Genomic DNA, 25,587 nt, shown 5'->3' on the forward strand with positions numbered 1-25,587 from the left:
GGGCCTTCCGTTTGGATCATGCCGGGCTCGCGGGGTCCGGCATGATCCAAACGAAAGGCCCTATCGATGTCGGGTGACGTAACGGGCGGGAAATACGGGTGAACCGAGCCTGTCACGCTTCGTTGGCAGGCTCGGACCTCCGCACCATCGATCAGCAGCGGGACGAGAGCCGGGTAGACCATATGCGCGACGACGAACAGCACGGGCCCCTCGCGGGCTTCACGGTCGGTGTCACCGCCGCGCGCCGGGCGGACGAGCTCTCCACCCTGCTGCGGCGGCGGGGCGCCACCGTGGTGCACGCAGCCGCCCTGCGGATCGTGCCGCTCGCCGACGACAGCGAACTGCTCGCCGCCACCAAGGAACTCATCGACGACGTCCCCGACGTGGTCCTCGCGACCACGGCGATCGGCTTCCGCGGCTGGATCGAGGCCGCCGACGGCTGGGGCATCGGGGAACAGCTGCTGGACACCCTGCGCGGGGTCGAACTGCTGGCCCGCGGACCCAAGGTCAAGGGCGCGGTCCGTGCCGCCGGGCTGACCGAGACGTGGTCACCGGCGTCCGAATCCATGGCGGAGGTGCTGGAGCGGCTCCTGGAGGAGGGCGTCGAGGGCCGCCGCATCGCCCTCCAACTGCACGGCGAACCCCTCCCGGGCTTCGTGGAGTCGCTGCGCGCGGCCGGCGGCGAGGTCGTCGGCGTTCCCGTCTACCGCTGGATGCCGCCCGAGGACATCGCCCCCCTCGACCGGCTCATCGACATCACCGTCGCGGGCGGCCTCGACGCGCTCACCTTCACCAGCGCCCCGGCCGCGGTCTCCCTGCTGCGCCGGGCCGGGGAACGCGGGCTGCTGACCGAGCTGACGGTCGCCCTCCAGGGGGACGTGCTCTCGGCCTGCGTCGGACCGGTCACCGCACTCCCGTTGCAGGACCGCGGCATCGACACCGTCCAGCCGGAGCGCTTCCGGCTCGGCCCGCTCGTCCAGCTGATCTGCCGCGAACTGCCCGCCCGCGCACGGACCCTGCCGGTCGCCGGGCACCGGGTCGAGATCCGCGGCCACGCCGTCCTGGTCGACGACGAACTGCGCGCGGTGCCGCCCGCCGGCATGGCCCTGCTGCACACCCTGGCCCGCAGGCCGGGCTGGGTGGTGGCCCGCGCCGATCTGCTGCGCGCCCTGCCCGGCAGCGGTACGGACGAGCACGCGGTGGAGACGGCGATGGCCCGGCTGCGCACCGCGCTCGGGGAGCCCCGGCTGATCCAGACGGTCGTCAAACGCGGTTACCGGCTGGCCCTGGACCCGGCGTCCGACGCCAAGTACGCCGACTCCTGAGGAGCGTCCCGCGCGCCGGGATAGCGTGCGGGGATGATCGATGACATCCACCGGATCGACGCGGAGATACGGCTCCGGCCCGTCGCCATGGCCGACGCCGGTCCCCTCGCGGAATCCCTGACCCGCAGCCGTACGTACATGCAGCCCTGGGAGCCCGTGCGGCCCGACGCCTTCTACACCGAGGAGGGGCAGCGCGAGCGGCTGGCCGGTGCGCTGGCGGACCGTGCCGGGGGGCGCGCGATGCCCTGGGCGCTCTGCGACGGGCAGGACCGGGCGATCGGCGCGTTCACCCTCAACGGCATGGTGCTCGGGCCGTTTCGCAGCGCCACCCTCGGCTACTGGGTGGACGTGGACTTCGCGGGGCGCGGGCTGGCCACCGCCGCGGTGCGGCTGATCTGCGAACTGGCCCGGGACGAGCTCCGGTTGCACCGGGTCGAGGCCGGGACGGTGCTGGACAACGCGGCGTCGCAGCGGGTGCTCACCAAGTGCGGCTTCGAGGAGTTCGGTGTGGCCCCGCGCTACCTCCACATCGACGGCGCATGGCGCGACCACCGGCTCTTCCAGCGCATCCTGCACGACGGCCCGGTGAACGGAGCCTGAGGGACTCCGCGCCGTCAGCGCCCGGGGCCGGCCGCCCGGCGCTCGTGGCGGTGGCCTTCGAGCGGCCACGGCGGGTGCGCGGGCAGCACCTCCGCGAAGCCGTACCCGGCCTTCTCCGCCACCCGGCACGACGCCTCGTTGTCCACCTGGTGCAGCAGGTCCAGCGTGACGAGTCCGTCCGCGGCGAACACCGTGAACGCCCAGTCGGTGAGCGCTGCGAGGGCCTGCGGGGCGATGCCGCGGCCGCGGGCGGGCGCCGCCGTCCAGTAACCGACCTCGGCCGCGGCCGAACCCGGTGCGGGGCGCACCAGGACGACGTTTCCGGCCGGCCCGTCCCCGAGCGCCGTGTCCACCACGGCGAAGCTGTGGCGCAGCCCGGACGCCCGGCCCTCCTCCTGGTCCCGCAGCCAGCGCTCCGCCGCCGCCCCGTCCGCCACCGGGGCGCGCGACCCGGCCTGGATCGCCGGGTCGCGGTACGCGTCCAGAAGGAACGTGATGTCGCCCGGCAGCCAGGGGCGGAGCACCAGGGAGCCGGTTCGGAGGCGGGTACCCCGCGCGTGGTCGTTCATCGGCCCATCGTATGAGGGGAGTTGCCGCCGCCCACGCGGCAGGGGTTACGGCCGGGGGGCGCGCGGGGCACTCTGGTGGGGACGTCGACCGGACCCGAGGCGGTGGCATGCGCATGGCGACTCGCAAGGGCTCGTACGACTGGCGGTTCGACTCCGGGCGGCTCTGCCTGGACCTCGTCGCGACAGGGGCCGGGAACCCGGGCACCGCCGACCCGCTGGACCGGCCCGAGGGGCTCGCCGACTGGCTGGTGGCCGCCGGGGCCGTGCCCCGGGGCACCCGGCTCGACGTCGTGGACGACCACTGGCTCGTGCGGTTCCGGCAGCTCAGGAGCGCCGTGGACGGGCTGCTGACCGCACAGCTCGGCGGGCGGGACGCGGCCGGCGCCCTGGAGCGCGTCAACGCGCTCGCGGCCGGCTCTCCGCCCGGTCTGTGCGCCGTGCGCGCCGGGAACGGAGCCCTGGTGCGCGGCCTGAGCGCCGAGCCCGGCTGCGGGGCGCTGCTGGCCGCCGTGGCGCGGGACGCCGTGGAACTCCTCACCGATCCGGTCGCCCTGGCCGGGCTGCGCCGCTGCGAGGGCGACCACTGCCGCCGCGTCTACCTGGACACCTCCCGCGGCCGGCGCCGGCGCTGGTGCTCCAGCGAGGTCTGCGGCAACCGTGAACGGGTCGCCCGGCACCGGCGGCGCCACACGGACCCGGCCGGCGCCGCAGCGGACCGCGGCGCCCCGGATCCGTAAAGAATCTTGGACGCGCGTTGAATGGATCGCCCGGCATCCCCGTATCGATGGCCAAGGAGCTCAACAGGGTCTCGACCGGGAGGTTCGGGTGCGCAAGGATGCGGCCGTGGCCGATGACCGTCCGCACAGGGCCCGGCATCGCAGTGGGCCGTCCCCGTCCCCCTCCGCCGTCCCCGACGAGGAGCTGATGCGGGCGCTCTACCGCGAACACGCCGGACCTCTGCTCGCGTACGTACTCCGCCTCGTCGCCGGCGACCGACAGCGCGCCGAGGACGTGGTGCAGGAGACGCTCATCCGTGCCTGGAAGAACGCCGGTTCGCTCAACAGGGCCACCGGTTCCGTCCGGCCCTGGCTGGTGACGGTCGCCCGGCGCATCGTCATCGATGGCCACCGCAGCCGGCAGGCCCGGCCGCACGAGGTCGACCCGTCGCCACTGGAGGTCATTCCCGCGGAGGACGAGATCGACAAGGCGCTGTGGCTGATGACGCTCTCCGACGCGCTCGACGATTTGACCCCGGCCCACCGGGAAGCATTGATCGAGACCTACTTCAAGGGCCGCACGGTCAACGAGGCGGCCGAGGTGCTCGGGATACCCAGTGGCACGGTGCGGTCCCGGGTCTTCTACGCACTGCGTTCGATGAAGCTCGCACTCGAGGAGAGGGGGATCACGGCATGAGCGACCACGAGTGGGAGCCCTTCGAGCCCCGGCCGGCCGGCCCCTCCGGCCCCATCGGCCCCTTCGCCGTCCCCGGCAGCCCCGGGGACGAGGCAGGGCACGACGCGGCGGGGGCCTACGTCCTCGGCATCCTGGACGGCGCCGAGGCCGCCGCCTTCGAGGCGCATCTGGCCGGCTGCGCCCGCTGCGCCGCCCACCTGGACGAGTTCGCCGGCCTGGAGCCGATGCTCGCGATGCTCGCAGAGTCCCCGGCCGCCGTGCCGGGCGCCCGCCCGGCCCCGCACGTGCCGGCGCCGCCCGCGCCCCGGGTGCTCGGCGCGCTGGTCGACGAGGTGGCGGCCAAACGCGCCCGGCGCACCCGGCGAGGCAGGTATCTGGTGGCGGCGGCAGCGGCGCTGATCATCGGAGGCCCGGTGGTCGCGGTCGTGGCCACCGGCGGCGGCACGAGCAGTGTGGAGGCGGCCGACCCTCACCCCACCAGCCCCGCCGAGGACGCCTTCTTCCACCACATGAAGGAGAAGGCGCAGGCCACCGATCCGGTCACCGCGGTCGACGCCACGGTCGGCATGGAGCCGAAGGCATGGGGCACGCACACCGTCCTCGAACTGAAGAACGTGAAGGGCCCGCAGAAGTGCCGGCTGGTCGCCGTCTCGAAGACCGGCGAGGAAGAGGTCGTCACCTCCTGGTCCGTACCGAAGTGGGGATACGGCATCGCGGACTCCACCCACCCCACCGCCCGGTACCCGCTCTACGTCCACGGCGGGGCGGCTATGGACCGGGCCGACATCGACCACTTCGAGGTACGTACGTTCGACGGCGAACGGCTGGTGAGCGTCGGCGTCTGAGGACCGTGCGGGGCGCCCACCGGGCCTCCGACACGCAATCGATATCCCGGCGCGCAAGACCGATGCTTGCGGCAGGTGCGCGAAGGCCCCCCTTCGCATAGGGTTGACGGCTGCCCAATGCACGTCAGAAGGGGGCCTCGGTGGCCGCGCAGGATGCCGCTGTCGATTCGATGCGGGACCGGGAAATCGGTGTCGAGCAGGAACATCTCGACCGTGTTTACCACCGCCTCGAGGAGAAGATCCACGAGGCGGAATTTCTCATGAAGGACGCCGTCAAGCGCGGCCAGGTGGGTACACCGGGAGCGCTCGCCGAACGTGACGCCCAGGTGTTCCGCGCCGGAATCCACCTCAACCGGCTGAACAGCGAGTTCGAGGACTTCCTCTTCGGAAGGATCGACCTGCTGCTCGGCAAGGACGGTGAGCGCGGCCCGGACGGGGCGTTCACCTCCGTCGAACCCGCCGACGACGTCGTACGGGAGGACGGCACCGCGGATATCGCCGAGACGCTGCACATCGGCCGGATCGGGGTCCTCGACTCCGACTACGCGCCGCTGGTCATCGACTGGCGCGCCCCGGCGGCCGCACCGTTCTACCGCTCGACGCCGAAGGAACCGGGCCGGGTCGTACGCCGCCGGGTCATCCGCTCCAAGGGCCGCCGGGTCCTCGGGGTCGAGGACGACCTGATGCGTCCGGAGCTGACCGCGTACCTGGGCGGCGCCACGCTCCCCGTCATCGGGGACGGCGCGCTGATGGCGGCGCTCGGGCAGGCCCGCAGCCACACCATGCGGGACATCGTCTCCTCGATCCAGGCCGAGCAGGACCTGGTGATCCGGGCGCCCGCCGCCTCGGTCACCGAGGTCTCCGGCGGTCCCGGCACCGGCAAGACCGCGGTCGCCCTGCACCGTGCCGCGTACCTGCTCTACCAGGACCGGCGGCGGTACGCGGGCGGCATCCTCGTCGTCTCGCCGACGCCGCTGCTGGTCGCGTACACCGAAGGCGTGCTGCCCTCGCTCGGCGAGGAGGGCCAGGTCGCGATCCGTGCGGTCGGCTCGCTGTCCGACGAGGCGGCCGGCACCGAGGGTGCCACCACGTACGACGAACCGGCCGTCGCGCGGATCAAGGGCTCCTCGCGGATGCTCCACGTGCTGCGCAAGGCAGCTCGCGGGGCCCTGGAACAGCCTGTGCCCCGCCCGGCGGGCCAGGAGGGCCAGCTGGCGTTCGGGGAGGCCGACGAGGCCTCTCAGGACCCCGGCACCCCCACCCGGCTCAGGGTGGTGGCCTTCGGCGCCCGGGTCGAGCTGTACGAGGACGAGCTGCGGCGCATCCGCAACAACGTGCTCAGCGGCACCGCACCCGTCAACCTGCTGCGCCCGCGCGCCCGCAAGCTGCTGCTCGACGCGCTGTGGAACAGGTCGTCGGGCCGGGGGCGCTACACCGACCAGGAGCTCGCGGCGGAGCTGCGCTCGTCGTTCGACGAGGACGTCTCCACCGAGACGCCGTTCATCGAGTTCCTGAACGCGTGGTGGCCCGAGCTCACCCCGCGCGGGGTGCTCGCGGCCATGGCCGACGAGAAGCGCCTGGCCCGCTGGGCGCGCCGCACCCTCAACCAGGGCGAGGTGCGCCGGTTCGCCCGCTCCCTGAAGCGCCTGGACGCCGAGGGCCGGGGGCCGCTCTCCGTCCACGACGTGGCGATCCTCGACGAGCTGCAGACGCTGCTCGGCGCCCCGAACCGGCCCAAGCGCAAGCGGGAGTTCGATCCGCTGGACCAGCTCACCGGTCTGGAGGAGCTGATGCCGCAGCGCGAGGAGACCCAGTGGGAGCGGGCCGAGCGGCTCGCGGCGGAGCGCACGGAGTACGCGCACGTCATCGTCGACGAGGCGCAGGACCTCACGCCCATGCAGTGGCGCATGGTCGGCCGCCGCGGCCGGCACGCCACGTGGACGATCGTCGGCGACCCGGCGCAGTCCTCCTGGTCCGATCCGGACGAGGCGTCGGCGGCCCGTGACGAGGCGCTGGGCAGCCGTCCGCGCCGCAACTTCACGCTGACCGTCAACTACCGCAACCCGGCGGAGATCGCCGAGCTCGCCGCCAAGGTCCTGGCGCTCGCGATGCCGGGCATGGAGTCCCCGGCCGCGGTCCGCTCCACGGGCGTGCGGCCGCGCTTCGAGACCGTGCGGGACGGCGATCTGGCCGGCACCGTGCGCGAGGAGGCCCGGCGGCTGCTCGGCGAGGTGGACGGCACGGTCGGCGTCGTCGTCGCGATGAACCGGCGGGCGCAGGCCCGTGGCTGGCTCGCGGAGCTCGGCGAGCGCGTGGTGGCGCTGGGCAGCCTGGAGGCGAAGGGCCTGGAGTACGACGCCACGGTGGTCGTCTCGCCCGCGGAGATCGCGGACGAGTCCCCGGCGGGGCTGCGGGTGCTGTACGTGGCGCTGACCCGGGCGACCCAGCAGCTCACGGTCGTCGCGGGGGAGCGGGACCTGCCCGACGAGGACGGGGTGCCGGACCTGCTCAGGGACTGACGGGGCCCGGCGCGGGAGCCTTTTTTCGGTCAACCCGCGCTGGGGGAATCACTTCTCCGGGGTCTTTGTTAGCCTGGAGTCGGCACCGGCTCGATCCAAGCCCCCGGGCCCAACCTTCGTCGCTTCGAGCGACCACTTGCCGCGAGGCGAGCATGGCGGGTCGGTGCCGCTCAACTGAAGAAGACAGGCCCGCGTCACCCTCCGGTGGCGCGGGCCTGTTTCTGTTTCCGGCCCCTGGCAGGGTTCCGCTGGAGCCTTCATATCTCGTATGGTGGAAAATACTTTCCGAAGCGTGGCAGTCATTACCGGCTACTCGTCGGTAGGTGCGAATATCGGTCAGGCGTGTCCGGAGCAACAGTTCCGGCCATGCGTAGCAATGAAGCTAAGAGCGTCCGGCCCCGGAGTGCGTGCCCAGCCCCGCGAAGCCGCCCCGACGGACGGCCGCTCTGAGGAAAGCGAAGGACTCGGCCATGGCAACGGCGCCCAGCGTCTCGTACTCGATGACGGTCAGGCTGGAGGTGCCCGCGAGCGGCACAGCGGTCTCCCAGCTGACCACGGCCGTGGAGTCCTCCGGTGGCTCGGTCACCGGCCTCGACGTGACCGCTTCCGGCCACGAGAAGCTGCGGATCGACGTCACGATCGCCGCTTCCTCCACCTCGCACGCGGACGAGATCGTCGAAGGTCTGCGGGACATCGAGGGCGTCGTCCTCGGCAAGGTCTCCGACCGTACGTTCCTGATGCACCTCGGCGGCAAGATCGAGATGGCGTCGAAGCATCCCATCCGCAACCGTGACGACCTCTCGATGATCTACACCCCGGGCGTGGCCCGGGTCTGCATGGCGATCGCCGAGAACCCCGAGGACGCCCGGCGCCTCACCATCAAGCGCAACTCCGTCGCAGTCGTGACGGACGGCTCCGCGGTGCTCGGCCTCGGCAACATCGGCCCGATGGCCGCCCTCCCCGTGATGGAGGGCAAGGCGGCGCTCTTCAAGCGCTTCGCCGGCATCGACGCCTGGCCGATCTGCCTGGACACCCAGGATGCCGACGAGATCGTCGCGATCGTCAAGGCGATCGCCCCCGGCTTCGCGGGCATCAACCTGGAGGACATCTCCGCGCCGCGCTGCTTCGAGATCGAGGCACGGCTGCGCGAGGCCCTCGACATCCCCGTCTTCCACGACGACCAGCACGGCACCGCCATCGTCGTCCTGGCCTCCCTGACCAACGCGCTGCGCGTGGTGGGCAAGGGCATCGGTGACGTACGGGTCGTCATGTCCGGCGCCGGAGCGGCCGGCACGGCCATTCTGAAGCTGCTCATCGCCGCGGGCGTCAAGCACGCGGTCGTCGCCGACATCCACGGAGTGGTGCACGCCGGCCGCGAGGACCTGGTCTCCGCCCACGCCGACTCGCCGCTGCGCTGGATCGCCGACAACACCAACCCGGAGTCCGTCACGGGCACCCTCAAGCAGGCCGTCGTGGGCGCCGACGTCTTCATCGGCGTCTCGGCCCCGAACGTCCTGGACGGCGACGACGTCGCCGCCATGGCCGAGGACGCGATCGTGTTCGCGCTTGCGAACCCGGACCCCGAGGTCGACCCGGCGATCGCACGCCTGACGGCGGCAGTTGTGGCCACCGGCCGTTCGGACTTCCCCAACCAGATCAACAACGTCCTGGTCTTCCCCGGCGTCTTCCGCGGCCTGCTGGACGCTCAGTCCCGCGCCGTCAACACGGAGATGATGCTCGCCGCCGCGCGCGCCCTCGCGGACGTCGTCGCCGAGGACGAGCTGAACGCGAACTACATCATCCCGTCGGTCTTCAACGACAGGGTCGCCGGAGCGGTCGCGGGAGCGGTCCGGGACGCCGCGAAGGCGGCCGGCGACGCTGTGACGGGCCCCACGTCGGTCTGATGTCCGGCGCGTCGCGGGTCGCGGCGCCCCAAACGCCCCTTTAGGGTGGGCGGGCGACGCGTCCCGCAGAGCCCCGCATCAGGTGCGGACCGCTTTTGGGGAGTCGACGGAACGTCACCACGACGAGGCAGTGGTGCTTTTCGTGTGACTCCGGAGGGTGCCGGATTGGCTTTCCCGCCGCAGGTGGGGGCAGGATGCTTTCCCAAGGACTTCGTCCGGGGGAGACCCCACGGGGCGCGAAGGTCTCAAAAATTCGGACCCGGGTCCGGGGACTGTCCGAGGGCCCTGGCAGCATCGGCTTCGATCTCACGCCTCACAGGCAAGAAGAACACGGGAGTAACAACATGAACCGCAGTGAGCTGGTGGCCGCCCTGGCCGACCGTGCCGAGGTGACTCGCAAGGACGCCGACGCCGTGCTGGCCGCGCTCGCCGAGACCGTCGGTGAGATCGTCGCCAAGGGCGACGAGAAGGTCACCATCCCCGGTTTCCTGACCTTCGAGCGCACTCACCGTGCCGCTCGCACCGCTCGTAACCCGCAGACCGGCGACCCGATCAACATCCCGGCCGGCTACAGCGTGAAGGTCTCCGCGGGCTCGAAGCTCAAGGAAGCCGCCAAGGGTAAGTAACACCCCTGAGCACGACGAAGGGCGGTCACCCCGACCAGGGTGGCCGCCCTTCGGCGTGCGGGCCGCAGAACGCCCTTCTGACGCCGTTCTGAGCCCCTGGAGGGGCGTTCCCGGGGGCGCGGGCCCCCGGGAACCCCTCCTCAGACCAGTGAGCCGCCCGGCAGCTCCACCTTCGCGCCGAGCTTCTCCAGCTTGTCCATGAAGTTCTCGTAGCCGCGGTTGATCAGGTCGATCCCGTGCACCCGGGACGTCCCCTGGGCCGCCAGGGCGGCGATCAGGTACGAGAAACCGCCGCGCAGGTCCGGGATGACCAGATCCGCGCCCTGCAGCTTCGTCGGCCCGGAGACGACCGCGGAGTGCAGGAAGTTGCGCTGGCCGAAGCGGCAGTCGCTGCCGCCCAGGCACTCGCGGTAGAGCTGGATGTGCGCGCCCATCTGGTTGAGCGCCGAGGTGAAGCCGAGCCGAGACTCGTACACCGTCTCGTGGACGATCGACAGACCGGCGGCCTGCGTCAGCGCCACGACCAGCGGCTGCTGCCAGTCCGTCTGGAAGCCGGGGTGCACGTCCGTCTCCAGCGCGATCGCGTTCAGCGCGCCGCCCGGGTGCCAGAAGCGGATGCCCTCGTCGTCGATCTCGAAGGCACCGCCGACCCGGCGGAAGGTGTTCAGGAACGTCATCATCGAGCGCTGCTGGGCGCCGCGCACGTAGATGTTGCCCTCGGTCGCCAGCGCGGCGGACGCCCAGGAGGCGGCCTCCAGGCGGTCCGGGAGGGCCCGGTGGGTGTACCCGTCGAGCCGGTCGACACCGGTGATCCGGATGGTCCGGTCGGTGTCCATGGAGATGATCGCGCCCATCTTCTGCAGTACGCAGATGAGGTCCTCGATCTCCGGCTCCACGGCCGCGTTGGACAGCTCGGTGACACCCTCGGCGAGCACCGCGGTCAGCAGCACCTGCTCGGTGGAGCCGACCGACGGGTACGGCAGCCGGATCTTGGTGCCGCGCAGCCGCTGCGGGGCCTCCAGGTACTGGCCGTCCGCCCGCTTCTCGATCGTCGCGCCGAACTGCCGCAGCACGTCGAAGTGGAAGTCGATCGGCCGGCCGCCGATGTCGCAGCCGCCGAGCCCCGGGATGAACGCGTGGCCCAGCCGGTGCAGCAGCGGGCCGCAGAAGAGGATCGGGATGCGCGACGAGCCCGCGTGGGCATCGATGTCGGCGACGTTCGCGCTCTCGACATGGGTGGGGTCGAGGATCAGCTCACCCGGTTCGTCACCCGGACGGACCGTCACGCCGTGCAGCTGCAGCAGCCCGCGCACGACCCGCACATCGCGGATGTCGGGCACGTTGCGCAGCCGGCTGGGCCCGCTGCCGAGCAGCGCGGCGACCATTGCCTTCGGCACCAGGTTCTTGGCGCCTCGGACGCGGATCTCGCCCTCCAGCGGGGTTCCGCCGTGGACAAGCAGGACATCGTCTGTGCCGGTCATGAATCTCGCGTTCCGGAGTGGTCGGGCAGGGGGCCAACCGAAAGGGTAATGGCCCGGCACCCCCCTTCCGTAAGGGAACGGGGGGAGTACGAACGTCATGAATCCGCCACAACACGCTGTGCTGCCCGGATCTTGCGGAGGGTTACCGTCCGGATGGGCGGCCCGGCCGTGCGCTCCTTGTGCACCCGTGCGCCCTGAGCTGCGCTCGGGCACCCAGGGCGACGACCGGGTCACTTGGGGCGCGTCAGGCGGGCCGGGTCGGGGCGTGACGTCCGGCACGGCACCTCGCGGCGTTGCCGAAAAGCCCGAATGGCTATGCTATGCGGGCATTTCTGCGCCTTGCGATGCACCGCACCGGACGCCACGCCCTGTTCGACCCTGGCCCGCCGGACGAGCCCTTGGCCCCCGCGAAAGCCGAAGATGCGGGATCATTTCTGCCATGACGGAGGTGTCCTCGCTCACAGGGCGACTGCTCGTGGCCACACCCGCCCTCGCCGACCCGAATTTCGACCGCGCGGTGGTGCTGCTCCTCGACCACGACGAGGAGGGCTCCCTCGGCGTGGTCCTCAACCGCCCGACCCCGGTCGGCGTCGGTGACATCCTGATGTCCTGGGCCGGCCTGACGGGCGAGCCCGACGTCGTCTTCCAGGGCGGCCCGGTCTCCCTCGACTCCGCGCTCGGCGTGGCGGTGATCCCCGGCGACGAGGGCCCCCTGGGCTGGCGCCGGGTGTACGGGGCGATCGGCCTGGTGGACCTGGAGACGCCCCCGGAGTTGCTCGCCGCGGCCCTCGGCTCGCTGCGGATCTTCGCCGGTTACGCCGGCTGGGGCCCCGGCCAGCTCGAGGCGGAGCTGTCCGAGGGTGCGTGGTACGTCGTGGAGTCGGAACCCGGCGACGTCTCCTCGCCCCGCCCGGAAAGTCTCTGGCGGGCGGTCCTGCGCCGCCAGCGCAGCGAACTGGCCATGATCGCCACGTATCCGGACGACCCTTCGCTGAACTGATGCCCGGGCTTTCAGTACGCTTGGCGGTTATGAGCACTCTTGAGCCCGAGCGCGGGTCAGGCACCGGAACCCTCGTGGAGCCGACACCCCAGGTGTCGAACGGCGACGGCGACCACGAGCGCTACGCCCATTACGTTCAGAAGGACAAGATCATGGCGAGTGCCCTGGAGGGCACCCCCGTGGTCGCACTGTGCGGCAAGGTCTGGGTACCGGGGCGCGACCCCAAGAAGTACCCGGTCTGCCCCATGTGCAAGGAGATCTACGAGTCCATGGGCGCCGGCGGCGACAAGGACAAGGGCAAGGGCGGCAAGGACAAGAAGTAGTCCCGCCCGTACGGAGGAACAGCCCGGGAGAGCCCCCGGGGCACGCAGTCGCGTGCCCCGGGGGCTCTCCCGCGTGCGGGACCGGCGCGTTGCACGGGCTGCGTCCGTGGGTCACGGAGTGGTGGAGACCACTTGTCGGCTTCTTGGTATGGACCCAGGTCCTGTCTGGAGTTCCCCCGCGGCGTCACGGCGTCCGGTGCCGCCGCCTCCGCGTTGTCGTCAGTCGCCGACGCTCCGCGTCGACTCCCTCCTCCGCCTTGGATCCGACGGCACCGGACGCCGCTCCTTCTCCCGCGCCGGAACTCCAGACAGGACCTATCCTCCTGCGTGGTGTGCAGAACCAAACGAAAGGGGCATGTGCGCATGGAACTGATCCCGGCGCCCGTGAGTATCGGTGACCGAGGGCGGTGCGGGTTCCTCCTGGACCCGTCCACCGCCATCGCGGCGGCGCCCGGAACCGAGAGCACCGAGCGCTGGCTGCGTGCCACGCTCGGAGCCGCCTTCGGGCTGCCGCTCGCACCGGGTGCCGAGGGGGCCGCGCGCGCCATCCGGCTGCGCGTCGACCCGTCGTTGGCGTCCGAGGGCTACCGGCTGACCACCCAGCCCGACGAGAGCGTCGTGATCACGGGCGGCAGCCCCGCCGGGGTCTTCTGGGGTGCGCAGACGCTGCGTCAGCTGCTGGGGCCCGAGGCCTTCCGCCGGGCGCCCGTCGACGGGCGCACCGAGACCGCTCTCGGGTTCACGGACATCGAGGACCGCCCGCGCTTCGGCTGGCGCGGTCTGATGCTCGACGTGTCACGGCACTTCCTGCCGAAGGACGACGTCCTGCGCTACCTCGACCTCCTCGCCGCCCACAAGCTGAACGTCTTCCACTTCCACCTCACCGACGACCAGGGCTGGCGCGTCGAGATCAAGCGCTACCCGCGCCTGACCGAGGTGGGTGCGTGGCGTTCGCGTACCAAGTACGGACACCGGGCCTCCGAGCTCTGGGACGAGACCCCGTACGGTGGTTACTACACGCAGGACGACATCCGCGAGATCGTGGCGTACGCCGCCGAGCGGCACATCAGGGTCGTTCCCGAGATCGACATCCCGGGTCACTCGCAGGCCGCCATCAGCGCCTACCCGGAGCTGGGCAACACCGACGTCGTCGACACCGCCGCGCTGTCCGTGTGGGACAACTGGGGTGTCACCCCGAACGTGCTCGCCCCCTCCGACCACACCCTGCGCTTCTTCGAGGGCGTCTTCGAGGAACTGCTGGAGCTTTTCCCCGCGGACACCTCGCCGTTCATCCACGTCGGCGGCGACGAGTGCCCCAAGGACCAGTGGAAGCAGTCGCCGGCCGTCCAGGCCCGCATCGAGGAACTCGGTCTCGCCGGTGAGGACGAGCTGCAGTCCTGGTTCATCCGTCACTTCGACACCTGGCTCACCGCGCGCGGCCGCCGGCTCATCGGCTGGGACGAGATCCTGGAGGGCGGGCTGGCCGAGGGCGCGGCCGTCTCGTCGTGGCGCGGGTACGCGGGCGGCATCGCGGCGGCCGAGGCCGGGCACGACGTCGTGATGTGTCCGGAGCAGCAGGTGTATCTGGACCACCGTCAGCACGGCGGCCCCGACGAGCCGATGCCCATCGGATACGTCCGCACCCTGGAGGACGTCTACCGCTTCGAACCCGTGCCGCCGGCTCTCTCCGAGGAGGCGGCGCGTCATGTCCTCGGCACCCAGGCCAACGTCTGGACCGAGGTCATGCAGAACCGGGCCCGGGTCGACTACCAGGTCTTCCCCCGTCTCGCGGCCTTCGCCGAGGTCGCCTGGTCGGCCCTGCCGGCCCCCGCGGACCGGGACTTCGCGGACTTCGAGCGCCGAATGGCCACGCACTACGCGCGACTTGACGCGCTCGGCGTCGACTACCGGCCGCCGGGCGGGCCGTTGCCGTGGCAGCGGCGTCCCGGGGTCCTCGGACGTCCGATCGAGGGAACACCCCCGAACGTGTGAGTCCGGACGCGCTCCGGTTGCCGCCACCACGGTCCCTGGGACCGTGGTGGCGGTGCCGTTCGCGCGCGAGTACCGCCCGTGGGAGCCGTCACCCGCCGGAACGGACAAGTCGTACAAGCGCGTTGAACAGTGGCAATTCGCGCCCTGTGCCGAAGAGGTGCGAAACGGGATCATTCCCCTGGTCGGGGACGGATACACCCTTCGTGGACCCTCGCGTCGGGCCGGTCCGAAGATGTGCCAGAGTTGCCACGTCCAGGCTTTGAGCACGTACCGTACGGCGAAACAGGCGGGACAGCCGGGACACCGGGAAGGGGCAGCTGGGTTGACCACGCACGCACCGCAGGCGACGCAGTCCGTCACGCTGCCTGCCTCGCTGGACGAGGCCGTGGCGGCACTCGGCGCCATGCCCGCCGCCGTCCCCGTGGCAGGCGGCACGGACCTGATGGCGGCCGTCAACAAGGGGCTCCTGCGCCCCTCCGGACTGGTCGGCCTCGGCCGGATCAGCGAGCTCCGCGGCTGGCACTACCAGGACGGCCACGCCCTGCTGGGCGCCGGTCTCACCCACGCACGCATGGGGCGGCCCGACTTCGCCGCCCTCATCCCCGCGCTCGCCGCGTCCGCGCGCGCGGCCGGCCCGCCCCAGATCCGTAACGCCGGGACGCTCGGCGGCAACATCGCCACCGCCGCACCGACCGGCGACGCCCTGCCGGTGCTCGCCGCCCTGGAGGCCGAGCTCGTCATCGCGGGCCCCGGTGGCGCGCGCCGCGAGATCCCGGTCTCGCACCTGCTGGCGGGCCGCGAGATGCTGGAGCCCGCCGAGCTGATCGGTTTCGTGCGGGTTCCGCTGCTGCACGCCCCGCAGGTCTTCCTCAAGGCGACCGGACGCACCGGCCCCGGCCGGGCCACCGCCTCCGTCGCGATCGTGCTCGACCCGGCCAGGCGCGGGGTGCGCTGCGCGGTCGGCGCCATCGCGCCGATGCCGCTGCGGCCGCTGGAGGCCGAGCGCTGGATCGCCTCACTGATCGACTGGGACGGCGAACGGGGCCTCGCCCCCGACGCGCTGGCCGCCTTCGGCGAGTACGTCGCCGCGGCCTGCATCCCGGACCAGGCACCACCCGCCGACGGGGGAGAGGCGCCACCGCTGCCTCCCGCCGTACTGCACCTGCGGCGCACCGTCGCCGCGCTGGCCCGACGCGCGCTGGGGAGGGCACTGTCGTGAGCAACGAGGACCGCACCGACCGGCGCGGACGCTGGGAGCCGACCCCGCAGGGCGGCGAGTACGACGCCGAGGCGACCGCCTTCGTCCACCTGCCGCCCGAGGACCTGGCGAACGTGCCGCTGGCCGCACCCGGCCAGGGGTACGTGCCGCCGATGATTCTTCCGCTGACCCCCGCCGCCGGTCTCGACCCGGCGGCCACCGGCAGCTGGATCGTCCAGACGCCGGACCAGCACGGCCGGCCCGAGCCGCAGGACCCCGGTGCGGAGCCCGCCCCCGCCGCGGTGCACTGGCCGGACCCGAACCAGCAGCAGACGCCGTACGGATACTCGCAGCCCGGCCCGCAGGCATCCCAGGAGTACCCGGACCAGGAGTATCCGGACCGGGAGTATCCGGACCGGGAGTATCCGGACCGGGAGTATCCGGACCGGGAGTACCCGGACCAGTACCCCGGGGCCTCGGCCGCCACCGGGCAGTGGGACTTCGCCGAGTCTGGCGGTCCCGCCGAGGCCGCCGCGGGTCACACCGGACAGTGGACGATCCCGGTCGCCGACGGCGAGCTCCCGGAGGAGTCCGGCGAGTTCTCCGCCTCCGCGCTGGCCGCCGGCTGGTACGCGGACCGCACCCCGCCGGCCACGCTGCCGGGCGGTGCGCCCGCGCCGTGGGCGACGCAGGAGCCGCAGTCCGGTGCCGGGGACACCCCGGCCCTGGGAACGGACCTGGGCCCGCTGCCGGAGCCCGGCGCCGAAACGCGGGCCGACGACCCGGCGGACGGGCCGGGCCAGGAGCCGGTCGCCGACGGCATCGCGGCCGGGGCCGATTCCGCGGACGCGCCCGACACCGGCCCCGAGGACGCGCAGCAGCCCGACCCGGAGCAGCCCGACCCGGAACAGCCCGACCCGGCGGCCCCGGAAGACGCGGCGGACGGAGCGGTCGCGGACGACGCGTCCCCGGACGACGCGTCCGTGGACGCCCCGCCCGCCCCCGCGCTCGACCTGCCCAGCGAGCACCCCGCCGCCTCCTACGTGCTGCACGTGAACGGAGCCGACCGGCCGGTCACCGACGCGTGGATCGGTGAGTCACTGCTCTACGTGCTGCGCGAGCGCCTCGGTCTCGCCGGTGCCAAGGACGGCTGCTCGCAGGGCGAGTGCGGTGCCTGCAACGTCCAGGTGGACGGCCGGCTCGTCGCCTCCTGCCTGGTCCCCGCGGCCACGACGGCGGGCAGCGAGGTCCGTACGGTCGAAGGTCTGGCCGTCGACGGCGAGCCGTCCGACGTGCAGCGGGCCCTGGCGAACTGCGGCGCCGTCCAGTGCGGCTTCTGCATCCCCGGCATGGCCATGACCGTCCACGACCTGCTGGAGGGCAACCACGCCCCCAGTGAGCTGGAGACCCGCCAGGCGCTCTGCGGCAACCTCTGCCGCTGCTCCGGCTACCGCGGCGTGCTCGACGCCGTGAACGAGGTCATCGCGGGCCGGGAGGCCGCCTTGGAGGCGGCATCGGCACCCGCGCAGGAATCCGCGGAGCCGGACGAGGCCCGCATCCCGCACCAGGCCCCACCGGGCGCGGGTAGTGTGCAGGCCCACCTGCAGGACGGAGGCATGGCGTGAGCAACGACGCGGCCACCGCCGCCGGCGCGACCCACACGGCGATCAGCATCCCGTCACCGGACGGCCCGAGCGGCCCCGACACCGAGCAGCCGCTGCTCGGCCTCGGCGCCTCCCTGCCGCCCGCCGACGCCCGCGCCAAGACCGAGGGCACCTTCCCGTACGCCGCGGACCTGTGGGCCGAGGGACTGCTCTGGGCCGCCGTGCTCCGCTCACCGCACCCGCACGCCCGCATCCTGTCCATCGACACCTCGGCCGCCGCCGAGATGGCCGGTGTCCGCGCGGTCGTCACCCACGAGGACGTCCCCGGCGAAGGCTCCTACGGACGCCGCGTCGTCGACCGCCCCGTCTTCGCGTCCGACCTGGTCCGCCACCACGGCGAGCCGATCGCCGCGGTCGCCGCCGACCACCCGGACACCGCCCGGCTGGCCGCCGCCGCGATCGCCGTCGAGTACGAGGTGCTGGAACCGGTCACCGACCCGGAGAAGGCCTTCGCCGCCGAGCCGCTGCACCCCGACGGCAACCTGATCCGCCACATCCCGCTGCGCTACGGCGACCCGGAGGTCACCGGCGAGGTCGTCGTCGAGGGCCTCTACCGCATCGGCCGTCAGGACCCGGCGCCCATCGGCGCCGAGGCCGGACTCGCCGTGCCCCGCCCCGACGGCGGCGTGGAGCTCTACACCGCGTCCACCGACCCGCACACCGACCGGGACCTCGCCGCCGCCTGCTTCGGCCTCGAACCGGACCGCGTGAAGGTCGTCGTCACCGGGGTGCCCGGCGCCACCGGCGACCGCGAGGACCCCGGCTTCCAGCTCCCCCTCGGCCTGCTCGCCCTGCGCACGGGCTGCCCGGTCAAACTGGCCGCCACCCGAGAGGAGTCCTTCCTCGGGCACGCGCACCGCCACCCAACGCTGCTCCGCTACCGCCACCACGCGGACGCCGAGGGCCGTCTGGTCAAGGTCGAGGCACAGATCCTCCTGGACGCGGGCGCCTACGCGGACGCCTCGTCGGAGTCCCTCGCCGCCGCGGTCGCCTTCGCCTGCGGTCCGTACGTCGTCCCGCACGCCTTCATCGAGGGCTGGGCCGTCCGTACGAACAACCCGCCGTCCGGCCATGTCCGGGGCGAGGGCGCGATGCAGGTGTGTGCCGCGTACGAGGGCCAGATGGACAAACTGGCAGCCAAGCTCGGCATCGAACCGGCCGAACTGCGGATGCGCAATGTGCTGTCCACCGGCGACATCCTGCCCACCGGACAGACGGTGACCTGCCCCGCCCCGGTCGCCGAACTCCTGCGCTCCGTACGGGACTTCCCGCTCCCCTCGCTGCCCAAGGACTCCCCGGAGGACGACTGGCTGCTGCCCGGCGGCCCCGAGGGCGCGGGCGAACCCGGAGCCGTGCGGCGCGGGGTCGGGTACGCGCTGGGCATGGTCCACATGCTCGGCGCCGAGGGTGCCGACGAGGTCTCCACGGCCACCGTCCGGGTCCACGACGGGGTCGCCACCGTCATCTGCGCCGCGGTCGAGGCGGGGCAGGGCTTCACCACGCTGGCCCGGCAGGTCGTGCAGGAGACGCTCGGCATCGAAGAGGTGCACGTCGCCTCCGTCGACACCGACCAGCCCCCGGCGGGCCCGACGACGCACGGCCGCCACACCTGGGTCTCCGCCGGAGCCGTAGAACGCGCGGCGAAGATGGTCCGCACCCAGCTGCTCCAGCCGCTGGCCCACCAGTTCGGCATGTCCACCGAGCTGCTCCAGATCGCCGACGGCAAGATCACCTCGTACGACGGAGTGCTCTCCACGACCGTCATGGAGGCCATGGACGGCAAGGAGCTCTGGGCCACCGCCCAGTGCCGCCCGCACCCCACCGAACCGCTCGACGAGTCCGGCCAGGGTGATGCCTTCGTCGGCCTCGCGTTCTGCGCGATCCGCGCCGTGGTGGACGTCGACATCGAACTCGGCTCGATCCGGGTCGTGGAGATGGCGATCGCCCAGGACGTCGGCCGGGTCCTCAACCCGTCCCAGCTGGCGACCCGTATCGAGGCGGGCATTACCCAGGGCATCGGGGCCGCGCTGACGGAGAACCTCCGCAGCGCACGCGGAGTGATCCGGCACCCCGACCTGACGGGCTACGCCCTGCCGACGGCGCTGGACGCCCCGGAGATCCACATCGTCAGACTGGTCGAGGAACGCGACGTGGTGGCCCCCTTCGGCGCCAAACCCGCCTCCGCGATCCCGGTCGTGACCTCGCCGGCCGCGGTGGCCGCGGCGGTCCGCTCGGCCACCGGCCGCCCCGTCAACCGTCTCCCGATCCGGCCGCAGGCGGCCGTGGCCGTCCCCAAGTCCTGACTCCGTCCCCGGCACAGTGACCGGGGACATGGCCGGGCCGCCGGGGCATGGGGCGACCATGGGTGGATGCACTCCTCCGCAACGGACCGCCCCGACCACGGCACCACGCTGGCGCAGCTCCTCGCGCTGATCGCCGCCGGGACCCTCGACGTCGTCGTGGCGCCGTGCGGTACCGGCGTACCCGTCTCCGACGTGGTGCTGCACGACACGGGCGAGGAGCGGGACGAGGAGGCGTGGGCGGCCACCGGGCTGGTCCTGCTCGCCGTCGGCGTGGAGGTCGCCTCGCCCGAGGCGGTCGACGTGCTGCGCGCCGCCGACCGCGCCGGGGCGGCAGCCGTGGTCATGCGGCGCGGCGCCCGCGGGCCCCGGACGGTGCTGCTGGAGGCGGCGGAGCGAGGGCGCACGGCGTTGCTGACCCGGCGGCCCGGGCAGGGCTGGACCGAGGTGCTCGGGCAGTTGCGGACGGCGCTGGTGCACAGCGTCGCCGACCGGTCCGAGGGCGCCGCAGGGGTGGACGGGCTGCGGCTGGGAGATCTGTCGGGCCTGGCCAACACCGTGGCCGACCTCGTCGGCGGCGCGATCACGATCGAGGACCCGCAGTCGCGGGTGCTGGCGTACTCGCGCATGGACCACGAGCCCGATCCGATGCGCAGGCTCACGATCCTCGGCCAGGAGGTGCCCCGCTGGCGGGTCGTCGAACTGCGCGAGAGCGGCTTCTTCCAGACCCTGTGGAACACCGATGACGTGGTGCGGCTCCCCGCCGACGACCGGTACGCCGAGCGGCTCGCCGTCGCGGTGCGGCACGGTTCCGAGGTGCTCGGCTCGATCTGGGCCGCCACGGACGGGCGGCCGATGGCCGAGGACGCGGTGGCGGCGCTGCGGACGGCGGGCCGCGCCGCGGTCCCGCACCTGTCGCACCACCGGACGTGGGGCCGGGCCGCGGCCCGGTCGCGCGAGGGCGCGGTGCACGCGCTCCTGGCGGGCAGCGCGCAGGCGGCGCACGACGTCGGGATCGTACGGGGCAGGCCGTACGCCGTGATGGTGGCGGAGGTGTACGACGGCCGGGAGCCCGCGCCGGGCGACGTCGGGCAACGGGTGCTCGACGTACTCGCGCTGCAGGCCGCCGCCTACCGCCCCGGGTGCGTGACCGCACGGTCGGGGCCGCGGCTCTACGTCCTGGTGCCGGCCGCGGACGGCGAGACGGATCCCGCGCGCACGCTGCTGGCGACGGCCCGCGCGGTGCCGCGCGGCGCGGTCTTCGCCGGCACGGGCCCCGTGGTGGCGGACCTGTCGGAGCTGCCCGCCTCCCGTGACGCCGCGGAGCTGGTGGTACGGGTGCTGAGGGAGCGGGCGGCACGCCTGCCGGCGGCCGGGGCCGGGTCGGCGGTGGCGTCGTACGCGGAGGTGGCGGCCGAGGCGGCGGTGCTGCGGCTGCTGGACCGGGTCGAGCCGCTGTGGGAGGAGCTGTCGGGTCCGGTGCACGCCATGCTGGAGCACGACCGGGCACACGGGTCACGGTACGGCGAATCGGTCGCCGCGCACCTCGACGCCTTCGGTGACACGGCGGAGGCGGCGCGGCACCTCAACGTGCACGCCAACACCCTGCGGTACCGGCTGCGCCGGGCCCGTGAGCTGTTCGGTGTGGACCTCACCGACCCGGCCGTACGGCTCCTGGCGGACATCGGGCTGCGCCTCGGCAGCCGTACCCGGTGACGCGTACCCGGTACGGCAACCAACCTCACATGATCGTTTACCTGTCGGACCGGACAAATGAACGGACCAGGCCTGGTCGTGGCTGACGAAGACATGCCGGGCTCCGCGCACCGAAGCTGGGCACAACGGCCCGCGGTCCGACGAGCGCGGTCCCCGAGCGGCCCATCACGCCATCACAGAGGAGTGTGCTTCAGGTGACTTCCGGTCCGGCCCCCCAGCGCAAGCGCGCACGCGAGGCGGCGCTCGCCCGTGCCGTCGAGGACGGGCTGCTCGGTCCGGGTTCGCCCCTGGTCGGCCTCCTCGACGTGGACGGGGTGCTGGCCGCGGTGGACGCGCTGAACGAGGCGTTCGAGGGACCGGCCACCGTGCACCACACGTTCGCGGCCAAGGCGTGCGGACTGGTGCCGGTGCTGCGGCTGCTCGCCGAGGCCGGCATGGGCTGCGAGGTCGCCTCGCCCGGCGAGCTGGAACAGGCCCTTGCCGCCGGCTTCAGCCCCGACCGGCTGGTCTTCGACAGCCCGGCGAAGACGGTCGAGGAGCTGGAGTTCGCGCTGGAGCACGGCATCGCGATCAACCTGGACAACTTCCAGGAACTGGAGCGCGTCGACCGTCTGCTGGCCGGCCGCGAGCCGTCCGGCCCCATCGGGCTGCGGGTGAACCCGCAGGTCGGTGCCGGCGCCATCGGCGCGATGAGCACCGCGACGGCGACGTCCAAGTTCGGCGTCGCACTGCGCGACCCCGGAGCCGTGGACGCGGTCATCGACGCCTTCACCCGGCGCCCCTGGCTCAACCGCCTGCACGCGCACGTCGGCTCCCAGGGGTGCCCGCTGCCGCTGATCGCGCAGGGCATCAGTGCCGCGTACGACCTCGCGGAGCGGATCAACGACCGGCTCGGGCACGCACGGATCACCGGCCTGGACATCGGCGGCGGCCTGCCCGTCAACTTCGCCGACGAGGACGACCGCCCCACCTACGCCGACTACGTCGCCGAACTGCGCAGCGCCGCCCCGGACCTCTTCGACGGCCGGTACACCCTTGTCACCGAGTTCGGCCGCTCGCTGCTCGCGAAGAGCGGCACCATCGGCTCGGTCGTCGAGTACACCAAGTCCTCCGGCGGCCGGCACATCGCGGTCACCCACGCCGGAGCCCAGGTGGCCACCCGCACCGTGTTCATGCCGGACGCCTGGCCCCTGCGCGTCGGCGTGTTCGACGCCGCGGGCCACCCGAAGGAGGGCCCGCTCCAGGTCGTGGACATCGCGGGACCGTGCTGCTTCGCCGGCGACCTGACAGCGACCGCCCGCGAACTCCCGGCGATCGAGCCCGGAGACGTGGTGGCGCTGTACGACACCGGGGCGTACTACTTCTCCTCGCACTTCTCATACAATTCCCTCCCCAGACCCGCTGTATACGGCTATCGCACGGATTCGGCCGGGCAGGTCCGCCTCGCCCTGGTCCGCGAGGCCCAGAGCGTGCGCGAAGTCGTCGAGGAGAGCGGCCTCTCCCACGCGAACGCCCTCGTGGCGCTGTGCGCGGACGGTCCGGAGCAAGGAACGAAGAAGGAGGTGGCGGGGTGAAGCGTGTCCTCATATCCGCCGACATGGAAGGGGCGACGGGCACGGTCTCCCCGGCGGACGTCACCGCGGGGACACCGCGCTACGAACGCTTCCGACGCTTGCTCACGCAGGACGTCAACGCCGCCGTCGCCGGGTTCGCCGACGCGGGCGCGGACGAGATCGTCGTCAACGACGCGCACTGCGGCATGGACAACGTCCTCATCGAGGAACTCGACCCGCGCGCCGTCCTGATCGTCGGCCGGCACAAGCCCCTCGGCATGATGGAGGGGTTGGAGGACGGCCCCGACGCGGTGGCGTTCGTCGGCTACCACACCGGCGCCGGCGAACAGGGCGTCCTCGCCCACACCTACCTCTCGCACAGCATCCTCGGCGTCCGCATCGACGGCGAACCCGTCGGCGAGGGCGGGTTCAACGCCCTGGTCGCCGCCGAGGCCGGCGTCCCGGTCGTCCTCGTCACCGGTGACGACGTGACCTGCCGCGAAGCGGCCGCGTACGCCCCCGGCTGCCGGACCGTCACCGTGAAGAGGGCGATCTCCCGGTACGCGGCCGTCTGCCGCACCCCGGCCGTCACGACGGCCGACATCCGCCGTGAGGCCGCGGCGGCGCTCTCGGCACCCCCACCCCGCCCCACCCTGCGGCCCTCGCCGCACGTGGTGGAGGTCGACGTGGACAGCCCGCACCTCGCGGACCGCGCGAGCGCGTTGTCCGGAGTCGAACTGTCCGGGCCCCGGACCATCCGCATGAAGACCCCTGACGCCGTGACGGCGCTGCGCCGCTTCCGGGCGCTCAGCTGGGTGATCGGCGGCGGTCGCGAGGGTGACTGGACCTGAGACCACCGCGTTCGGGCGGCCAGGATCCACGCCGCCCGACCGCCGCTTCTCGACGGCGCGCCCGCACCCGCCCCGAGGGGTTTTCCCCGCCCCCTTGTATGCCGTTGCCCATGACTGGAGCTGCCATGACTTCGTCCGTACCGCAGAGAGAACCGCAGAGCCCACAACCAGAACTCAGCCGTTCCCTGCGCAACCGCCATATGTCGATGATCGCGATCGGAGGCGCGATCGGCGCCGGACTGTTCGTCGGCAGCGGCTCGGTGATCAAGACCGCGGGGCCCGCCGCGATCGTGTCCTACTGCCTGGCCGGCGCACTCGTGCTGTGCACCATGCGGATGCTCGGCGAGATGGTCGTGGCGAAGCCGTCCGCGGGCTCCTTCGCCGACTACGCCCGCACCGCCATCGGGCCGTGGGCGGGCTTCACCATCGGCTGGCTGTACTGGTACTACTACGTCATCATCGTGGCTGTGGAGGCCGTCGCGGGCGCCGCGATCCTCCACGCGTGGATCGACCTGCCGCTCTGGGTCCTGGCCATGGGCCTGATGGTCGTGATGACCGCGACCAATCTGCTCTCCGTGAAGTCGTTCGGCGAGTTCGAGTTCTGGTTCTCCTCCGTCAAGGTCGCCGCCATCGTGGCCTTCCTGATCGTCGGCGGCCTCTACGTCTTCGGCCTCTGGCCGGACTCGTCCTTCGACTTCTCCAACCTGACCGCGCACGGCGGCTTCACGCCGAACGGTTTCACCGCGATCTTCTCCGCGATCGTCGTGGTCATCTTCGCGTTCGGCGGAGCCGAGATCGTCACCATCGCCGCCGCCGAGAGCAAGGAGCCCGAGCGCTCGGTGGCCCGTGCCACCACCGGGATCATCTGGCGGATCATCCTCTTCTACGTCGGCTCCATCGTCCTGGTGGTCGCCATCGTGCCGTGGGACAGCGCCCAGGTCCTGGCCAGTCCGTACGTCGCGGCCTGGAAGATCATCGGGCTGCCGGGCGCGGGCGTCGTGATGGACATCGTGATCCTCACGGCCGTGCTGAGCGTGCTCAACTCCTCGGTCTACGTCTCCTCGCGGATGATGCGGGCGCTCGCCACCCACGGCGACGCCCCCACCTGGCTGGTGGCGACGAACAAGCGCCAGGTCCCGGTCCGCGCGATCCTCGCCGGCACCGTGGTCGGCTGGATCTCGGTGCTCCTGGCCTACCTGTCCCCGGACACGGTCTTCACCTACCTGGTGAACTCCTCGGGTGCGATCGCCATCTTCATGTACCTCATGATCGGCGTGTCCCAGCTGCGCATGCGGCGCCGGCTGGAGCGTGAGGCGCCCGAGCGGCTGACCCTGCGGATGTGGCTCTTCCCGTACCTCACCTGGGTGGTGATGGCCGGCTTCGCGGCGGTGCTGGTGGCCATGGCCGTCATCGCCGACCAGCGCACCCAGTTGCTGACCAGCCTCGGCAGCCTGGCTGTCGTGCTCGTGGCGTACGCGGTGCGCAAGGCGCGCGGCAGGAGCCCGGTGCCAGACCGGGACGCCGACGCGGGCGAGCCTGCGCCGGACGCGGTGTCCACCCACTGACCCGCCGCACGACGGACCGCCCGCCCCTCTGCGTGAGGGGCGGGCGGTCCGATGTGGAGACCGTGACCGGATTCGAACCGGTGTAACTCGAGTTGCAGTCGAGCCCCTGAGCCTCTCGGGCACACGGTCGTGCGTCGGTGCGA

General features: G+C 72.5%; 20 protein-coding genes and 1 tRNA gene. 18 read left to right on the forward strand and 3 right to left on the reverse strand.

Annotated elements, in window-relative coordinates; all coding sequences use genetic code 11:
* Positions 1-182: 182 nt before the first annotated feature.
* Both ACIBJG_RS20150 and ACIBJG_RS20155 read left to right on the forward strand, forming a co-directional pair.
* Positions 183-1,325: a uroporphyrinogen-III synthase gene (locus ACIBJG_RS20150; protein WP_399308976.1), complete on the forward strand. Its 1,143-nt coding sequence runs from the start codon at positions 183-185 to the stop codon at positions 1,323-1,325.
* A gap of 33 nt (positions 1,326-1,358) precedes the next feature.
* Positions 1,359-1,925: a GNAT family N-acetyltransferase gene (locus tag ACIBJG_RS20155; protein WP_399308978.1), complete on the forward strand. Its 567-nt coding sequence runs from the start codon at positions 1,359-1,361 to the stop codon at positions 1,923-1,925.
* A gap of 14 nt (positions 1,926-1,939) precedes the next feature.
* Here ACIBJG_RS20155 and ACIBJG_RS20160 read toward each other — a convergent pair whose 3' ends face one another.
* Positions 1,940-2,494, reverse strand: coding sequence for a GNAT family N-acetyltransferase (locus ACIBJG_RS20160; protein WP_399308980.1), 555 nt, complete (start codon positions 2,492-2,494; stop codon positions 1,940-1,942).
* A gap of 113 nt (positions 2,495-2,607) precedes the next feature.
* On the opposite strand from ACIBJG_RS20160, the gene ACIBJG_RS20165 reads away from it, so the two are divergent.
* From ACIBJG_RS20165 to ACIBJG_RS20190, 6 genes are all read left to right on the forward strand, one after another.
* Positions 2,608-3,231, forward strand: coding sequence for a CGNR zinc finger domain-containing protein (locus ACIBJG_RS20165; protein ID WP_399308982.1), 624 nt, complete (start codon positions 2,608-2,610; stop codon positions 3,229-3,231).
* Between the two features lie 88 nt (positions 3,232-3,319).
* The gene (locus ACIBJG_RS20170) at positions 3,320-3,907 is read left to right on the forward strand and encodes a sigma-70 family RNA polymerase sigma factor (RefSeq protein WP_399308984.1); all 588 of its coding nucleotides are present in this window, start codon (positions 3,320-3,322) and stop codon (positions 3,905-3,907) included.
* Positions 3,904-4,752 (forward strand): anti-sigma factor family protein, encoded by an 849-nt coding sequence (locus ACIBJG_RS20175; RefSeq protein WP_399308986.1) that lies wholly within the window; start codon positions 3,904-3,906, stop codon positions 4,750-4,752. The genes ACIBJG_RS20170 and ACIBJG_RS20175 overlap by 4 nt, the downstream gene beginning before the upstream one ends.
* Positions 4,753-4,892: 140 nt before the next feature.
* Entirely contained in the window at positions 4,893-7,271 is a 2,379-nt protein-coding gene (locus ACIBJG_RS20180; protein WP_399308988.1) for a HelD family protein, read from the forward strand.
* 470 nt (positions 7,272-7,741) lie between these two features.
* On the forward strand, positions 7,742-9,175 hold the full coding sequence (locus tag ACIBJG_RS20185) for an NAD-dependent malic enzyme (protein ID WP_399308990.1): 1,434 nt from the start codon (positions 7,742-7,744) through the stop codon (positions 9,173-9,175).
* A gap of 344 nt (positions 9,176-9,519) precedes the next feature.
* Positions 9,520-9,801: an HU family DNA-binding protein gene (locus tag ACIBJG_RS20190; RefSeq protein ID WP_003968811.1), complete on the forward strand. Its 282-nt coding sequence runs from the start codon at positions 9,520-9,522 to the stop codon at positions 9,799-9,801.
* A 140-nt stretch (positions 9,802-9,941) separates the two neighbouring features.
* Here ACIBJG_RS20190 and murA read toward each other — a convergent pair whose 3' ends face one another.
* Positions 9,942-11,282: a UDP-N-acetylglucosamine 1-carboxyvinyltransferase gene (gene murA / locus ACIBJG_RS20195; RefSeq protein ID WP_148018924.1), complete on the reverse strand. Its 1,341-nt coding sequence runs from the start codon at positions 11,280-11,282 to the stop codon at positions 9,942-9,944.
* A 439-nt stretch (positions 11,283-11,721) separates the two neighbouring features.
* Between murA and ACIBJG_RS20200 the strand changes: the two genes are divergently transcribed.
* From ACIBJG_RS20200 to ACIBJG_RS20245, 10 genes are all read left to right on the forward strand, one after another.
* Positions 11,722-12,282: a YqgE/AlgH family protein gene (locus ACIBJG_RS20200; protein WP_399308992.1), complete on the forward strand. Its 561-nt coding sequence runs from the start codon at positions 11,722-11,724 to the stop codon at positions 12,280-12,282.
* A 29-nt stretch (positions 12,283-12,311) separates the two neighbouring features.
* Positions 12,312-12,605, forward strand: a complete 294-nt coding sequence (locus ACIBJG_RS20205; protein ID WP_148018922.1) for a DUF3039 domain-containing protein — start codon at positions 12,312-12,314, stop codon at positions 12,603-12,605.
* A 363-nt stretch (positions 12,606-12,968) separates the two neighbouring features.
* Positions 12,969-14,597, forward strand: coding sequence for a beta-N-acetylhexosaminidase (locus tag ACIBJG_RS20210; RefSeq protein ID WP_399308994.1), 1,629 nt, complete (start codon positions 12,969-12,971; stop codon positions 14,595-14,597).
* A 322-nt stretch (positions 14,598-14,919) separates the two neighbouring features.
* Positions 14,920-15,816: an FAD binding domain-containing protein gene (locus ACIBJG_RS20215; RefSeq protein ID WP_399308996.1), complete on the forward strand. Its 897-nt coding sequence runs from the start codon at positions 14,920-14,922 to the stop codon at positions 15,814-15,816.
* A complete protein-coding gene (locus tag ACIBJG_RS20220; protein ID WP_399308998.1) occupies positions 15,813-17,420 on the forward strand; it encodes a 2Fe-2S iron-sulfur cluster-binding protein in 1,608 nt (535 codons plus the stop codon). The genes ACIBJG_RS20215 and ACIBJG_RS20220 overlap by 4 nt, the downstream gene beginning before the upstream one ends.
* The gene (locus ACIBJG_RS20225; protein ID WP_399309000.1) at positions 17,417-19,762 is read left to right on the forward strand and encodes a xanthine dehydrogenase family protein molybdopterin-binding subunit; all 2,346 of its coding nucleotides are present in this window, start codon (positions 17,417-17,419) and stop codon (positions 19,760-19,762) included. The genes ACIBJG_RS20220 and ACIBJG_RS20225 overlap by 4 nt, the downstream gene beginning before the upstream one ends.
* A 66-nt stretch (positions 19,763-19,828) precedes the next feature.
* Entirely contained in the window at positions 19,829-21,475 is a 1,647-nt protein-coding gene (locus ACIBJG_RS20230; RefSeq protein ID WP_399309002.1) for a PucR family transcriptional regulator, read from the forward strand.
* A gap of 194 nt (positions 21,476-21,669) precedes the next feature.
* Positions 21,670-23,049 carry a diaminopimelate decarboxylase gene (locus ACIBJG_RS20235; protein ID WP_399309004.1) on the forward strand — a complete coding sequence of 460 codons (1,380 nt, stop codon included), beginning with the start codon at positions 21,670-21,672 and terminating at the stop codon, positions 23,047-23,049.
* Positions 23,046-23,879 carry a M55 family metallopeptidase gene (locus tag ACIBJG_RS20240; RefSeq protein WP_399309006.1) on the forward strand — a complete coding sequence of 278 codons (834 nt, stop codon included), beginning with the start codon at positions 23,046-23,048 and terminating at the stop codon, positions 23,877-23,879. Before ACIBJG_RS20235 ends, ACIBJG_RS20240 begins: the two co-directional genes overlap by 4 nt.
* Positions 23,880-24,004: 125 nt before the next feature.
* Positions 24,005-25,444: an amino acid permease gene (locus ACIBJG_RS20245; protein WP_399309008.1), complete on the forward strand. Its 1,440-nt coding sequence runs from the start codon at positions 24,005-24,007 to the stop codon at positions 25,442-25,444.
* 54 nt (positions 25,445-25,498) lie between these two features.
* On the opposite strand, the gene ACIBJG_RS20250 is transcribed toward ACIBJG_RS20245, so the two are convergent.
* Positions 25,499-25,573 (reverse strand) — tRNA-Cys (locus ACIBJG_RS20250).
* Between the last annotated feature and the right edge of the window lie 14 nt (positions 25,574-25,587).

Source organism: Streptomyces sp. NPDC050422 (genome assembly GCF_044458665.1).
In the GTDB taxonomy this organism is placed as follows: Bacteria; Actinomycetota; Actinomycetes; order Streptomycetales; family Streptomycetaceae; genus Streptomyces.